We start from the raw sequence: 14,974 nt of genomic DNA, 5'->3' as shown, positions 1-14,974 counted from the left end.
GCTTTCTATGCCGAGCTTGGCGTCAACCCGTTAAGCTTGTTCAAGCTGCTCACTAAATGTGGCACGAACTGCGTTGTATAGCCCAGGTTGGCGGCCACCGTGTAGGTGTTGTGCACCGCATCACCGATGAATGACACGGCCCTGGCCTCGCCGGTCATCCGGGCATAGTAATGCATATCCTTGTGCGCATTGGCCAGCGAGAAGCGGAAAAACTGATCGTTACCTTCGAGCACAAAGGGACGCAAGCGCTGGAAGGCCGTGCTGTTCGCTCCGCCGGAGGCGATCACATCGCACAGGACCTCAAGGTTCACTCCGGTTTTTCCAGCACAGGAAAAAGCCTCGGCCAGAATGGCGGCGTTGCCAAGTACGACGAACTGGTGTAGCAGCTTGGTGGTGTGCCCGGAGCTGACTGCGCCACAGTCGTAGATATTTTTTGCAAACGTGTCAAAAACAGGGCGGACGCTCGCCAGCACCGCCGGGTCACCACCGACCAGCAGGTTGATCTTGCCTTCATCGGCGTCTTTGGGCGTCCCGGTCATGGCAGCGTCAAGAAAGAGCCCCCCCCGGGTGGCAATGGCCGCTGCCACGCGCCGTGTGGACTCAGGCAGGGAAGTCGAGCAATCCACCACCACGCATTCAGGTTTGATACCTTGCAGCAGGCCATGCTCCGCAAACACGACATCTTCGACTTGCGGCGATCCAGGCACACAAATGATGACGATGTCGGCTGCGGCCGCTACCTCGGCGGCTGTCTTCAGGGGCTGTGCACCACCTGCAAGCAGGTCCGCGCAGCGTAGCTCGTCTTCGTTCGAACGCACGAGTATTGTGACCGGATGCCCGCTTCCAAGCACATGCTTTGCCATGCCCCGGCCCATCATCCCCAGACCAATAAATCCGACAGTTTTTACCATGAAGAAAATCCTTAACTTTAGAGATAGGGCTTGAGCCAGTCCAGTCCGGCGGACGTGCCACCGGTTTGCGTGCCCCTCGCAGGCCGGTACTCGCAACCGATCCAGCCGTCGTAGCCCAGCTCGTCCAGTACCGAGAACAGATAAGCGTAGTTCAGTTCACCCAGATCCGGTTCGTGCCGCTGCGGCACGCCCGCAATCTGAATGTGACCGACGCGGCCGGTCGGCAGGTACTGACGCAGCTTCATCGCTACGTCACCCTCCACCACCTGGCAGTGATACAGGTCCATCTGCACCTTGAGGTTGGCTGCGCCCACGTCGGCCAGCACCTGGTGGGCGTGATCCTGGCGGTTCAGGTAGAAGCGCGCAATATCACGCGTGTTGATCGGCTCGATCAGCACATCGATGCCCTGCTTGGCGGCCTCTGCAGCGGCCCAGCGCAGTTGACTGATATAGGTCGGGTAAAGCGTTTCGTGCGCAGTGCCCGCCGGCAGCAACCCAGCCATCACGTGGATGCGCGGGCAGTCCAAGGCCACTGCGTAATCAAGCGCTTTGCCGATGCCCGCGCGGAATTCGGCTTCGCGCCCGGGCAGGCAGGCCAGGCCGCGCTCGCCAGCGTCCCAGTCGCCGGGCGGCGCGTTGAACAAGACCTGCTGCAGGCCATGAGCCTTGAGGCGTTCCGCGATTTCTCGACTCTCGAAAGCATAGGGAAAAAGGTACTCGACGGCTTTGAAACCGTCTTTTGCGGCGGCTTCGAAACGATCCAGAAAATCAAACTCAGGGTAGAGCATGGACAAGTTGGCTGCAAATTTAGGCATAAGGTTCACCAGCGGGCATCGAAGGTTTGGCGCAGTTGTTCAATTTGGGGTTCGGTCAGGGGCACGAGCGCGCAGGCGCTCTGGCTCACCAGCCGGGCGGTTTCTTCAAGTTCTTCCAACGTCGCCATGGCCGCGGCGGGTGACTCGTGCCAGACATTGGGTCCGAGGCGCTCCAGCATCACGGCGCGAATCGGCGTGCCGGCCTCGCCATAGCGTGAAATAGTCTGTGCCACTCGCTGCGCCGCCGCAGGGTCGCCGGGGCGGTGGTAGGCAATCACGGGCACATGGCCGACCTTCATCACAAAATAAGGGGTGATGGGCGGCAGCAGTTCGCTGCCATGCGGCTGCAGTGTCAGTGCCACACAGTGCGTGCTGTGGGTGTGGATCACACACCGGGTTTGCGGGTCGAAGGGGCCTGCAGACCGGTAGATCTGCATGTGCAGCGCGATGGTCTTGCTGGCGCGATCGCCATTCAGCTGTTGCCCTTGCGCATCCAGCCGGGCCAGCCGATCGGGGTCGAGGAAGCCCAGGCAGGCATCCGTGGGCGTGATCAGAAAGCCGCCACCGTCCGACTCCTCCAGCCTGACGCTGATGTTGCCGGCGCTGGCGTGCACATAGCCGCGTTCGAACAGGCTGCGCCCGACACGGCAAATCTCGTCACGGGCTTGCGACTCAGTCACACCAGCCTCGCAAAGGCTTTGATGAAGAAGTCATCGGTGCCGAAGTTACCCGACTTCAGCGTCAGGTGCAGCCCTCCTTGCGGGGCAGCATCCGTCTGAGCATGACACCAGGGCACACCGGGATCGATTTGGGGGCCGATCTTCATTTGCGTGATGTTCAAAGCCTGCACGCAGGCACCCGAGGTTTCGCCGCCGGCCAGTACCAGCTGTCGCACGCCGACGTCGACCAGACCACGTGCAATCGCGGCCAGGGTGCGCTCCAACAAGGCGCCGGCCTCTTCGACCCCGAGTTGCGCCTGAACGGCCTTGACGGCATTCGAATCAGCCGAAGAATAAATCAGTACCGGCCCCTGACCCAGCAAAGGTTTGGCCCAGTCCAGCATCTGCGCCACGACATCGACCCCGGCTGCAACCTGCAGTGGATCGACACTGCGCGCCGGCAGTCCCGCCTTGATGAAAGCAAGCACCTGCCGATTGGTCGCCAGCGAGCAGCTGCCCGACACCACTGCCTGCAAGCCTTCGGCTTCGGGCAGTGCGCTGGCCATGCTGGAGGGTGTAATGCCAAAATTGGCCGGCAGGCTAATCGCAACCCCAGAACCTGCTGTTACGAGGAGCATGTTCTTGAGGGCCGGGCCCAGGCGCAGCAGGTCATCATTTGAAATCGCATCCACGATGGCCAGACCGACCCCTTGGGCGCGCAACTGATCGATGCGCGTGCGAATTGCTGCCTCGCCTTGCGCCACCACCTTGTAATCGATCAGGCCCACCTGGCGCCGGCACTGCCCCTGCAACACGCGTACCAAGTTGGCATCGGTCATGGGTGTGAGCGGGTGGTTCTGCATGCCACTCTCATTGAGCAAGACGTCGCCCACGAACAAGTGTCCCTTGAAAACGGTGCGCTGGTTGTCGGGGAATGCGGGTGTGGCAATCGTGAAATCGCTTCCGAGCGCCTGCATCAGTGCTTCCGTCACGGGGCCGATGTTGCCCTGCGCCGTGCTGTCAAAGGTCGAGCAATACTTGAAGTAGATCTGTTGTGCGCCTTGCGCTTGCAGCCACTTCAGGGCGGCCAGCGACTGCGCAACGGCCTCATTCACAGGCAAAGTGCGCGACTTGAGCGCCACCACCACGGCGTCGGCTTCGGCGTCCAGTGACTGCCTCGGCACGCCCATCGCTTGCACCACGCGCATGCCGGCGCGCACCAGGTTGTTGGCCAGATCAGTGGCACCGGTGAAATCATCGGCAATGCAGCCGAGCTTCATGGCCCCCACGCTTGCCACGTTGTGTGCTGCCCTGCCCCCCCGAGGGAGCTGAGCTTGCTGGGGGCGGCGCTCGGCGGAGCTCATGGCTTTTTGGGCAACTCAATGCCGGGGAATATCTTGATCACTGCGCTGTCGTCCTCGCGCGCGAAACCGGCGGTGGACGCCTGCATGAACATCTGGTGCGCTGTGCTCGACAGTGGCAGCGGAAACTTACTGGCACGCGCCATGTCAAGCACCAGCCCGAGATCCTTGACAAAGATGTCAACCGCCGACAATGGCGTGTAGTCGCCGCTGAGCACATGGGCCATGCGGTTCTCGAACATCCAGCTGTTTCCCGCGCTGTGGGTGATCACCTCATACAAGGCCGCCGGATCGACTCCCGCGCGCAAGCCCAGTGCCATAGCCTCGGCCGCAGCGGCGATATGCACACCTGCCAGCAGCTGGTTGATGATTTTCACCTTGCTGCCCGCACCGGCGCTGTCGCCCAGTCGGTACACCTTGGCCGCCATGGCATCCAGCAATGGCCCAGCCGCGGCATAAGCCTCGGGCTTGCCCGAGGTCATCATGGTCATTTCGCCGCTGGCGGCCTTGGCAGCGCCGCCCGAGATCGGGGCATCGAGATAGAGAACGCCCTGCTCGGCCAGCCGCGCTTCGAGCGCCATCGACCAGTTGGGATCCACGGTGGAGCACATCACAAACACGCTGCCGCGCTTCATGGCGGCGGCGCACCCCCCCTCGCCAAACAGCACGCTTTCGGTCTGCGCGGCATTGACGACCACCGACACGATGACGTCGCACTGTGCCGCCAGTTCGGCGGGTGAGGCACAGGCCACACCGCCCTCCGCCGCAAAGGCCTGCGCGACCTCTGCGCGAACGTCAAATACATGGACACGACAGCCATGACGCCGCAAGGAACGCGCCATACCACTGCCCATAGCCCCCAGGCCGATCACGCCCACATTGGATGTCATTTGTTGGCTACTTTCATTTTAAAATTCAATCTGACGGTACAGTGCCTGCTTCCCATATTTTATATGGTCATCATACAAATTCCGCGTGAACTCAACATGCGGGTTTACCCACGCTTGCACACGCAAGGCCGCCCCTTATGGAGGCAACCGAGTCAACTCCGACGTGTCAAGCCGGAGACCAGGGGGCGTGCCAATTGCACACCCGCCTGCTGCCAAAAAGTCGGGTCAGCCTGTTCAATGCGCAGGATGGCGTTATCCATGTGCCGCGCCGCAGCCTTGCGCGCCGCGGCTGCGTCGCCGGCTTCAATGGCACGCAAAATCTTGTCGTGCTCGACGCGCACCTGCCGCGCGAAATCTGCCCGCCGCGCTTCATTGGCGCGCGTGACGCCGGTAGCGCCGCGCAGGAACTGGCCCAGGTATTCCAGCGTGCCAATGAGAAAGGGGTTGCGCGCGGCCTCGGCAATGGCGCGGTGGTATTGGACGTCTTCGTCCACGCCGTCGCCACCGGCTTGCACCGCCTTGTCCAGCAGCGCAATGGATTTGCCGATGCGCTTGATATCAGCCTGAGTGCGCCGTTGCGCGGCCAAGCCAGCGACTTCGGCCTCCAGTGCGCGACGCACCTCCACTATCTGGATCACCGCCTGCTTGGAGACGGCAGACTTGGCATCAAAGTTGAGTGGCGAAAAGCCTACTTCCTTGACATAGACACCACTGCCCTGTCTTGAATCGACCAAACCCAGCGACTTCAGCCGAGAGACCGCTTCCCTCACCACCGTGCGGCTTACCGCAAATTGCTCTACCAGCGCGGCCTCGGTCGGCAGCTTGGCCCCCACCGCCAGCCGTCCGGCCCGGATCTCGGCGGTCAGCGTATCCGCCACCTGATCTGAAAGGTAGGCACCGGGCGTGATGGGCTTGAACTGAGCGGTCATGGGAGGACTTAAATTCATCGTGCAACTTTATCACCCGGCACGCGAACGCCCGCCGGGCTTGGGTTCACGTTATTTGGCGTAAACCAGATCGCGCAGCCCGAGTGAAAGCACCGGCACGTAGGAGATGACCATCAGGCACGCCAGCACCACCAGGACGAACGGAATCAGGTCCTTGATCATGCGGTCCAGTGAGATGCGTGCCACGGTGCAAGCTGCAAACAGGTTGACGCCGAACGGCGGCGTGATCATGCCCAAGGCCAGGTTCACCACCATCACCAGGCCAAAGTGGACCGGATCAATGCCAAAGTGCTGCGCCACCGGTGCCAGGATCGGGGCCAGCACAATGATGGCGGCACCGGTCTCGATAAACATGCCAATCACGAACAGCGCGGCGTTGACCCCCAACAAGAAGTAAGCGGGCGTTTTCAAGACCTCCTGCAGCCACAGGCCAATGGCCTCCGGTACGCCAGCGCGCGTGATCAGGAAGGCAAAAAGGCCGGCGTTGGCAATGATGAACATGATCACCGCCGACGACAGCACCGACTTGCGCAGGATGTGGTAGAGGTCCGGCAACTTGATCTCGCGGTAGATCAGCAGACCCACGATCAGCGAATAAAACACCGCCACGGCCGAGGCCTCGGTCGGGGTGAAAATTCCGCCGTAAATGCCGCCCAGAATAATGACCGGCATCAGCAACGCCCAGCCGGCCTTCCAGGTGGCCTTGCCGACCGACAGGCGGCCGTCGCCATCGTTCTTGCCCCAGCCCTTGATCCGGCAGTAAACCCAGACAAACAGCATCAGCGCGCCACTGATGAAAAGGCCCGGACCAAAACCGGCGATGAACAGTTCACCAATCGAGACTTCGGCGCTCACACCATACAGAATCATTGGGATCGAGGGCGGGATGATGACGCCGAGCTCGGCACTGGTGGCCTGCAACGCCGCCGCCCAGGTGGTCGGGTAGCCATGCTTGATGAGCGCCGGAATCAGGATGGTGCCAATGGCAAAGGTGGTCGCCACCGATGAGCCAGACACTGATGCGAAGATCATGCAGGTCAACACGCAGGTCATCGGCAGGCCACCCTGCACGCCACCCACCAGACTCTTGGCAAACTCCACCAGGCGGCGCGAGATGCCACCCGTTTCCATGACGTTGCCGGCCAGGATAAAGAACGGGATGGCGGCCAACGGGAACTTGTTGATGGCGTTGAACATCTCCTTAACGGAGATCAGCATATTGGCGTTGGCAACCTGAATGCCAAAGATGGAGGCCAGTCCAATCGACACGGCCACAGAAACGGTAAGTGCAAAGCACAGCACCATGGTGCTCAACATCACGGCGGTCATACTGCGGTCTCCAATTCAAGACGCTGGGTGTCCAGCAGGTTGCCAATGATGCCAATCAGGCTGAACGCCCCCCCCACCGGCATGGCGAGGTAGGCCCAGAACATCGACACGCTCTCCAGTCCGCTCATGGTTTGCACCCTGCCACGCACGGCATAGTCCCAGCCCCACCAGGTGATGATGAGGATCAAGCCCATAGCGGCGAGACACACGACCCAGTCGAGCACGCGGCGCATGCGCGGCGGACTCCAGCGGTACAGCACATCCACACTGACCATGGCGCCCTGGCGAAACGCCATCGGAATACCCAGAAACACCATCCAGATCAGGCTGAAACGGATCATCACCTCGGTCCATTCAGCGGGTATTTCAAGCACGAAGCGGGTGATGATCTGGAACATGGCCAGACTGGCCGCCAGCATCAGCATGGCACAGGCGGCGTACAACGCAAGTCCGCTGGTCCACCGCTCCAGCCGGAGAAATTTTTCTTTCATTGCAATAACAACCTGAAATGGAAAGGTAAAAAAAACACCCGAAAGCTCAAACGCTTCGGGTGTTGGCAGCTACAAAAATAGCAGCAATTACTTGTAGTTGCGGATCTTGTCCATATTGGCTTTGCCAAATTGTTTCTCGAAGTCGGCGTACACCGGCGCAAGCTTGGCCACGAACTTGGTCTTGTCTACGTTCTCTGTCACCTCCATACCCTTGCTGCGCAGGTAAGTCACGCCCATGGCATCATCGGCGTCCACCCGGGCCCGGTTGGCGACCACGGCCACCTTGGCCGCATCCAGAAAGACCTGCTTGTCGGCGGCGCTGAGCTTATCGAAGGCGGCCTTGTTCATCAGGAAGATGGCGGGTGAATAGACGTGGCCGGTGAGTGATACGTACTTTTGCACCTGGTCGAGTTTGGCCGCCATGATCACGGACAAGGGATTTTCCTGACCGTCGACCGTGCCTTGCTGCAGCGCAGTAAACACCTCGGCCATGGCCATTGGTGTAGTCACGATGCCCAGCCCTTTGTAGGCGGCCACGTGCACTGGATTTTCCATGGTGCGAATCTTCAAGCCCTTGAGGTCATCCGGGCTGTTGATGGTGCGCTTGCTGTTGGTCATGTTGCGCATGCCGTTCTCGCCCCAGGCCAGCGCCTTGAAGCCCCTGGGCTCGAACTTGGCCAGCATTTCCTGACCGATCGGGCCATCCAGCACGGCACGGGCATGCGCCTTGTCCCGAAACAAAAATGGAATATCCAGAATCTTGGCTTCCGGCACGAAATTGGGCACCGGGCCAGACGACGTGAAAGTCAGTTCCTGGGTGCCCAGTTGCACCGCCTCAATGGATTCGCGCTCACTGCCGAGTGAAGCGTTGTAAAAAGTCTCGATTTTGTAGCGGCCGTTGGTTCGGGTTCCAACCTCTTTGGCAAAGGTGTCAATCGCAATACCCTGGTGGGAGTTTTGCGCGATAGAAATGTTGATCTTCATGCTAGTCTGGGCAGCTGCAGTGGCTACAAAACCAACGACCAAAGACAGGCTAATAACCAGTTTACTCAATTTCATACAAGGACTCCTCGATTAAAAAGGGTTACGGGCTGATGGATGTTCAATTCATCAATCCGCGCGAAAGTTATCATACAAATTCTAATTATTATCTGACCGGCAGCTTGACGGCATAGGGATTTCCCCTGATGTACTCCCGGATGATGTCTTCAAAGCTTTCCTCCGGCAGCAAGCCCAAGCCGCCCGCCCTCACCGCATGAATCCGGGCTGGCCAGGTCTTGACAATATTGCGGATCGCCGGGTCTGGCGTCCAGTCAATCAGCGCGGTGGCTGCCGGGCCAGCCACACGCTCCAGCGCCGCAGCCATCTCGCCGGGGGTGGTGGTCAGTGCGGGCAGGTTCAGGCCCGTGCGCGGGCCCCAGGCCGGGTCGCTCGCCTCGGCCGCGCGGATGAGTCCCTGGACGGTGCGCGCGGGGGATGAGAGTGCCACGGGGGTGTCTGGCGTCACCGGGCAAGACGCCTTGACGCCTGCCAATGGCTCACGGATCATGCCGCTCAAGAAACTTGATGCTGCGCCGTTGGGCGTGCCGGGACGCACACTGACCGTCATCAAACGCACGTTACGGCCGACAATAAACCCCTTGCGCGTGTAGTCGGCCACCAGTTGTTCACCTATGAATTTTTGGATGCCATAGCTGCTCTGCGGTGTGGGCAGGGTGTTGTCTTCAATGGCAGGCGGTAGCGCTTGACCCGGGGCGTCGCCGAACACGGCGAGCGAGCTGGCAAACACCACCACGGGTTTTGTCTTCAAGGCGCGGCAGGCCTCCAGCAAGGCCAGCGTCGCGGCGAAATTGCTGCGCATGCCGAGATCGAAGTCCGCCTCGCATTCACCGCTGACGGCCGCCGCAAGATGAAAAACAATAGCAGTATCTTGAGCAATGACGGTGGCTAGAGGGTTTTTTTCTTCAAGAAGCGCATTCAGGTCACCGCTCAGTGCAGTCACCCGCGCGTCGGCCAGCAGGTCGGCGGGCGGCGCAGCGCGGTCGACCAGGGTGATCCGGGCGATGTTGGCAGGCGCTGCACCCGCCAGCGACAACTGCCCCTGTGCCAGCAGGGTGCGCGCAAGACGGACACCCAAAAACCCGGCGCCGCCGGTGATCACGATATGACATGACCCAAGGGCCTGGGAGGATTGCTTCAACATGGTCATTTCCTAAGTAGTAGTTCAGCTGCCGATATAAGACGTTTTCACCGTGGTGAAGAACTCCTGCGCATAGCGCCCCTGCTCGCGCGAGCCGTAGCTCGATCCCTTGCGCCCACCAAACGGCACGTGGTAGTCAACACCGGCCGTCGGCAGGTTCACCATCACCATGCCGGCCTGACTGTGGCGCTTGAAGTGGCTCGCGTGCTTGAGCGACGTCGTGGCAATGCCGGCCGACAGGCCATACGGTGTGTTGTTGGATTCGGCCAGCGCTTCTTCATAGCCCTTCACCCGGATGATGCTGGCCACCGGGCCGAACACTTCCTCGCGGTTGATGCGCATGCCCGCCGTGGTGTCGGTCAGCAGCGCCGGCACCATGTAAAAACCCTCGGTGCTGCACGTCACGCGTTGGCCGCCTGCCACCAACACGGCACCTTCAGCCTGCCCGATTTCCACGTAGCTCAGGTCCTGTTCAAGCTGGGCTTGTGAAGACACCGGGCCAATGTCGATGCCCGCGGCCAGGGCGTCACCAACCTTGAGGCTGGCCATGCGTTGCTTCATGGCCTCAATGAACCTGGGGTAAATACCTTCGGTGACGATCAGGCGGCTCGCTGCCGTGCAGCGCTGGCCGGTGGAGAAGAATGCGCTTTGCACGCTGAGCTCAACCGCTTGCGCCAGGTCGGCGTCGTCCAGGATGACTTGCGGGTTCTTGCCACCCATCTCCAACTGCACCTTCTTGAGGTTGACCGCGCATTGCTGGGCAATACGAGCGCCCACACTTTGCGAGCCGGTGAAGCTGATGGCGTCGATGCCGGGGTGGGTGACCAGCGGGTCACCGATGACGCTGCCGCGGCCCATGACGAGGTTGAACACGCCGGCGGGGATACCGCTGCGGCTGATGATGTCGGCCAGTGCCCAGGCGCAGCCAGGCACGAGGTCGGCGGGCTTCAGGATCACACAGTTGCCATAGGCCAGCGCCGGAGCAGTCTTCCAGGCCGGAATGGCAATGGGAAAGTTCCAGGGCGTAATCAGGCCGATCACGCCCACCGGTTCGCGGGTGATCTCGACGCTGACGCCTGAGCGCACCGAGGGCACGACTTCACCGGTCAGGCGCAGGCATTCGCCGGCGAAGAACTTGAAGATGTTGCCGGCGCGGGTGGCTTCACCAATACCTTCGGGCTTGGTCTTGCCTTCTTCGCGGGCCAGCAAGGTGCCGAGTTCCTCGCGCCGGGCCAGGATCTCGGAGCCAATTTTGTCCAGCGCATCGGCACGGGCCTGGATATTGCCGGTGGACCAGGCCGGGAAGGCGGCGCGGGCGGCCTTGACGGCTCCATCGAGTTGCGCGGCATCGGCCTGGGTGTAGTCACCGATGACATCGGCGAGGTTGGACGGATTGATGTTGGGAGCGTATTTGGCACCTGCGACCCACTGGCCGTTGATCAGGTTGTCGTGTTTTTGAATCGCCATGGTTTAGTGCTCCGTTCTGTTGAATTTACTTTCCCCAGCGCAGCACCATCGGGTTCAGGCGTTGCGCGGTTTCGATCAAGCCTGCACGGATAGCGGGGTGCATGGTGGGCCAGGGATGGCGTGGCGCTTCGCAGGCGATCACGCCACCATCCTTCATCAAGGCCTTCGCTGTCAAGATGCCGCTTTGGCGGTTTTCATAGTTGATCAAGGGCAGCCATTGCTGGTAAAGGGCGACCGCCTCGTCGCGCCGGCCAGCGGCGTAGGCATCGACAATCAGGCGGATGCCATCGGGATACCCGCCGCCGGTCATGGCACCGGTCGCGCCCGCGTCCAGATCGGGCAGCAGGGTGATGGCCTCCTCGCCATCCCAGGGTCCTTCGATGGCGTCGCCCCCCAGACGAATCAGTTCGCGCAACTTCGAGGCGGCGCCAGCGGTCTCGATCTTGAAATACGACACCTGCTTGATCTCTTTCGCCATGCGGGCAAGGAAGGCGGCAGACAGGGCCGTGCCGCTAGCGGGCGCATCCTGGATCATGATCGGGATGCCAAGCACATCCGACAGACGCGCATAAAACTCGTAGATCTTCTCTTCCGGCACGCGGAAGGTGGCGCCATGGTAGGGCGGCATGACCATCACCATGGCAGCACCCATGTCCTGGGCGCGCAAACTGCGCTGGGCGCAGACCTGGGTGCTGAAGTGGGTGGTGGTGACAATCACCGGCACCCGACCATTCACATGTTCCAGAATCACGCGCGTCAGCACTTCGCGCTCGTCATCCGAAAGCAAAAACTGCTCCGAGAAATTGGCCAGAATGCACAGGCCGTTGGAGCCGGCGTCGATCATGAAGTCGACGCAACGCTTCTGACTTGCCAGATCGAGATCTCCACTTTCGGTAAAGGTCGTGGGCACCACGGGGAAGACACCTTGGTAGCGAACGTTCCTGGAATGAGTCATGGGTATCTTTCTAAAGAAGGCCGCGCGCTTTGGCCAAAATCACGCAACGCTCGTGCTTAGTGCGAATGCTTGGGCACCTCGGCGCCGCGACAGCCCACCAGAAAATCGAAATCACAGCCTTCGTCGGCCTGCAACACCCGGTCGATGTACAACTGCTGATAGCCGCCCTTCGCCGGCGCTGCTGGCTGGGCCTGCAGTTCAGCCTGGCGCTGTGCGATCTCGGCGTCGCTGATTTCCAGGTCCAGCTTACCCGCCTGGCTGTCAAGTGCGATCCAGTCACCATCGCGAACGATGGCCAGGGGTCCCCCGGCAGCCGCTTCCGGTGCCACATGCAGCACCACCGTGCCGTAGGCGGTGCCGCTCATGCGGGCATCCGAGATGCGCACCATGTCGGTAATGCCCTGCGCCAGCAATTTGGGCGGCAAGCCCATGTTGCCGACTTCCGCCATACCCGGATAACCCTTCGGTCCGCAATTCTTCAGCACCATCACCGAGTCGGCATCGACCTCCAGGTCCGGGTCGCCGATGCGCGCCTTGTAGTGATCGAAATCCTCGAAGACGACCGCCTTGCCCCGGTGCTTCATCAGCGCGGGCGTTGCCGCCGACGGCTTCAGCACCGCGCCACGCGGCGCCAGATTGCCGCGCAGGATGCACATGCTGCCATCTGCCACCAGCGGGTTGTCAAGCGGCCGGATGACTTCGGCGTTGTAGATCGGCGCGTCCAGCACGTTGTCCCAGATCGACTTGCCGTTAACCGTCAGTGCATTCTTGTGCGGCAGCAGGCCGCCCTCGCCCATCCGGCGCAGCACCCCGGGCAGCCCGCCAGCGTAGTAAAAATCTTCCATCAAAAAGCGGCCTGAGGGCTGCAGATCAACCAGCGTGGGCGTGCCCTTGCCGACATTCGTCCAGTCCTCCAGCTCAAGCGGCACGCCGATGCGCCCAGCAATGGCTTTCAGGTGAATCACGGCATTGGTGGAACCACCGATGGCGGCATTGACGCGGATGGCGTTCTCAAATGCTTCGCGCGTCAGCACCTTGGAGAGCTTCAGGTCTTCCCACACCATGTCCACGATGCGCATACCCGACATGTGCGCCAGCACGTAGCGGCGCGCATCCACCGCCGGAATGGCAGCGTTGTGCGGCAGCGAGGTACCCAGTGCCTCGGCCATGCAGGCCATGGTGGAGGCCGTGCCCATGGTGTTGCAGGTGCCCGCCGAGCGCGACATGCCGGCTTCGGCCGACATGAATTGGTTCAAGGTGATCTGGCCCGCCTTGACCGCTTCGTGCAGCTGCCAGACCACCGTGCCGGAGCCGATATCACGGCCTTCATGCTTGCCGTTCAACATCGGGCCGCCGGTCACGACGATGGTCGGGATGTCGCAGCTGGCGGCGCCCATCAGCAGCGCCGGCGTGGTCTTGTCACAGCCGACCAGCAGCACGACGGCATCCATCGGGTTGCCACGAATGGACTCTTCCACATCCATGCTGGCCAGATTGCGCGTCAGCATCGCCGTGGGGCGCAGGTTGGATTCACCATTGGAAAACACCGGGAACTCGACCGGGAAGCCCCCTGCCTCGGAAATACCGCGCTTCACATGCTCCGCAATCTTGCGGAAGTGCGCGTTGCACGGTGTCAACTCAGACCAGGTGTTGCAGATGCCGATGATCGGCTTGCCCTGAAATTCATGATCCGGGATGCCCTGGTTTTTCATCCAGCTGCGGTACATGAAGCCGTTCTTGTCGGCGGTACCGAACCATGCGGCCGATCGCAAGGGTCGTTTTGACGAGTTGGACATCTTGGCTCTTTCAAATTGATGGACATTGCCTGCGGCCGGATGTTAGTGGGATCACCCATGCATATCAAATGAATAATTTCGCGACATTGATACAATTTTTAATATCAATTTCTTGGCTGCACGTTTTCAAAGCGTACGGTCACCTCCACCACAGACCCACCATGCATGACATTGACGCGGCGCGACGAACCCGTACCAAGCTCAAAATCCGCCAGATGTTTTTGTTGATTGCGCTGGACGAGGCGCGCAACCTGCATTTGGCGGCCGCAACGACGAACATGAGTCAGCCCGCAGCATCCAAGATGCTCAAGGATATTGAGGAGCTCTTTGGCGTGCCATTTTTCGAACGGCTACCCAGAGGCATGCGACCGACGCTCTATGGCGAGACGATGATCCGCCATGTCAGGATGGCGCTGGCCAACCTGACGCAAGGCCAGGACGCCATTGCATCACTGCAGGCCGGGTTGTCAGGACAGGTTGACATTGGGGTCATCGTCACCCCCTCGATGACCTTGGTGCCGCGGGCAATCGCCAGTGCCAAGGCAGAGGCACCCAGGCTGAGCATTGGGGTTGATGTCGGCACCAGCGATGTGCTGATGGAGCGACTCAAAAGCGGGCAACTGGACTTCTTGATCGCTCGCGTTCTGCAACAGGAAGATGTGTCCAGCCTCCTGTACGAGGATTTGTCCGAAGAAACCGAATGTGCCGTGGCGCGCATCGGGCATCCGATGCTGGAGCGTCGCGACCTCACGTTAAATGATCTCGCGACCGCCGGCTGGATCTTGTCGCCACGAGGCAGTATTCTGCGTCACCAGTTTGACATGATATTTCGCCACCGCGACCTGGAGGCGCCATCCAACGTTGTCGAAACCACGGCCATGTCAGTGATTAAAAGTCTGCTGAATCAGACTGATTTCCTGCACGTCATGCCAGTTGAAGTTGCCCGTTATTACGTTAGTTCACGCGAACTGGCCATTCTGCCAATCGATCTACCCTGCAAGATGGATGGTTTTGGAATCATCATGCGACGGGACCATGCAATCTCGCCTGGCGCAAACCTGTTACTGAAACATGTGCGAAACGTTGCCAAGGATATTTATCCCTCCAAAGGATGAAACCAGATGGCATCGTTGTGTGCCAAATTAGAGTTACC

Annotated in this window: 14 protein-coding genes; 1 reads left to right on the top strand and 13 read right to left on the bottom strand. The window is 60.7% G+C overall.

The genetic code is table 11. From position 1 onward, the window contains the following. Positions 1-5 precede the first annotated feature (5 nt). From HHJ17_RS16900 to HHJ17_RS16840, 13 genes are all read right to left on the bottom strand, one after another. Positions 6-911, bottom strand: a complete 906-nt coding sequence (locus tag HHJ17_RS16900) for an NAD(P)-dependent oxidoreductase (protein ID WP_296499580.1) — start codon at positions 909-911, stop codon at positions 6-8. A 17-nt stretch (positions 912-928) separates the two neighbouring features. Beyond that, a complete protein-coding gene (gene otnI, locus HHJ17_RS16895; RefSeq protein ID WP_296499578.1) occupies positions 929-1,726 on the bottom strand; it encodes a 2-oxo-tetronate isomerase in 798 nt (265 codons plus the stop codon). Between the two features lie 5 nt (positions 1,727-1,731). Continuing rightward, positions 1,732-2,406 (bottom strand): aldolase, encoded by a 675-nt coding sequence (locus HHJ17_RS16890; protein WP_296499577.1) that lies wholly within the window; start codon positions 2,404-2,406, stop codon positions 1,732-1,734. Next, on the bottom strand, positions 2,403-3,674 hold the full coding sequence (gene otnK / locus HHJ17_RS16885; RefSeq protein ID WP_296499696.1) for a 3-oxo-tetronate kinase: 1,272 nt from the start codon (positions 3,672-3,674) through the stop codon (positions 2,403-2,405). The genes HHJ17_RS16890 and otnK overlap by 4 nt, the downstream gene beginning before the upstream one ends. Before the next feature lie 71 nt (positions 3,675-3,745). After that, positions 3,746-4,636 (bottom strand): L-threonate dehydrogenase, encoded by an 891-nt coding sequence (gene ltnD, locus HHJ17_RS16880; RefSeq protein ID WP_296499576.1) that lies wholly within the window; start codon positions 4,634-4,636, stop codon positions 3,746-3,748. A gap of 152 nt (positions 4,637-4,788) precedes the next feature. After that, the gene (locus HHJ17_RS16875; protein WP_296499694.1) at positions 4,789-5,565 is read right to left on the bottom strand and encodes a FadR/GntR family transcriptional regulator; all 777 of its coding nucleotides are present in this window, start codon (positions 5,563-5,565) and stop codon (positions 4,789-4,791) included. Positions 5,566-5,634: 69 nt separating this feature from the next. Then, positions 5,635-6,912, bottom strand: a complete 1,278-nt coding sequence (locus tag HHJ17_RS16870) for a TRAP transporter large permease (protein ID WP_296499575.1) — start codon at positions 6,910-6,912, stop codon at positions 5,635-5,637. Next, positions 6,909-7,403 carry a TRAP transporter small permease gene (locus tag HHJ17_RS16865; RefSeq protein ID WP_296499574.1) on the bottom strand — a complete coding sequence of 165 codons (495 nt, stop codon included), beginning with the start codon at positions 7,401-7,403 and terminating at the stop codon, positions 6,909-6,911. The genes HHJ17_RS16870 and HHJ17_RS16865 overlap by 4 nt, the downstream gene beginning before the upstream one ends. Before the next feature lie 87 nt (positions 7,404-7,490). Next, on the bottom strand, positions 7,491-8,462 hold the full coding sequence (locus HHJ17_RS16860; protein ID WP_296499572.1) for a TRAP transporter substrate-binding protein: 972 nt from the start codon (positions 8,460-8,462) through the stop codon (positions 7,491-7,493). Positions 8,463-8,550: 88 nt separating this feature from the next. After that, entirely contained in the window at positions 8,551-9,606 is a 1,056-nt protein-coding gene (gene denD, locus HHJ17_RS16855) for a D-erythronate dehydrogenase (RefSeq protein WP_296499571.1), read from the bottom strand. A 21-nt stretch (positions 9,607-9,627) separates the two neighbouring features. After that, positions 9,628-11,064, bottom strand: coding sequence for an aldehyde dehydrogenase family protein (locus tag HHJ17_RS16850; RefSeq protein ID WP_296499692.1), 1,437 nt, complete (start codon positions 11,062-11,064; stop codon positions 9,628-9,630). 31 nt (positions 11,065-11,095) lie between these two features. Beyond that, the gene (locus tag HHJ17_RS16845; RefSeq protein ID WP_296499569.1) at positions 11,096-12,025 is read right to left on the bottom strand and encodes a dihydrodipicolinate synthase family protein; all 930 of its coding nucleotides are present in this window, start codon (positions 12,023-12,025) and stop codon (positions 11,096-11,098) included. 56 nt (positions 12,026-12,081) lie between these two features. Continuing rightward, a complete protein-coding gene (locus tag HHJ17_RS16840; protein WP_296499568.1) occupies positions 12,082-13,821 on the bottom strand; it encodes an IlvD/Edd family dehydratase in 1,740 nt (579 codons plus the stop codon). 161 nt (positions 13,822-13,982) lie between these two features. On the opposite strand from HHJ17_RS16840, the gene HHJ17_RS16835 reads away from it, so the two are divergent. Continuing rightward, entirely contained in the window at positions 13,983-14,936 is a 954-nt protein-coding gene (locus tag HHJ17_RS16835; RefSeq protein ID WP_296499565.1) for a LysR family transcriptional regulator, read from the top strand. Positions 14,937-14,974: the final 38 nt, after the last annotated feature.

It is taken from the genome of Rhodoferax sp., assembly GCF_012927445.1.
In the GTDB taxonomy this organism is placed as follows: Bacteria; Pseudomonadota; Gammaproteobacteria; order Burkholderiales; family Burkholderiaceae_C; genus Rhodoferax.
The sequence above is the reverse complement of the archived record's forward strand: the minus strand, read 5'-3'. Positions and strand labels throughout refer to the sequence as shown.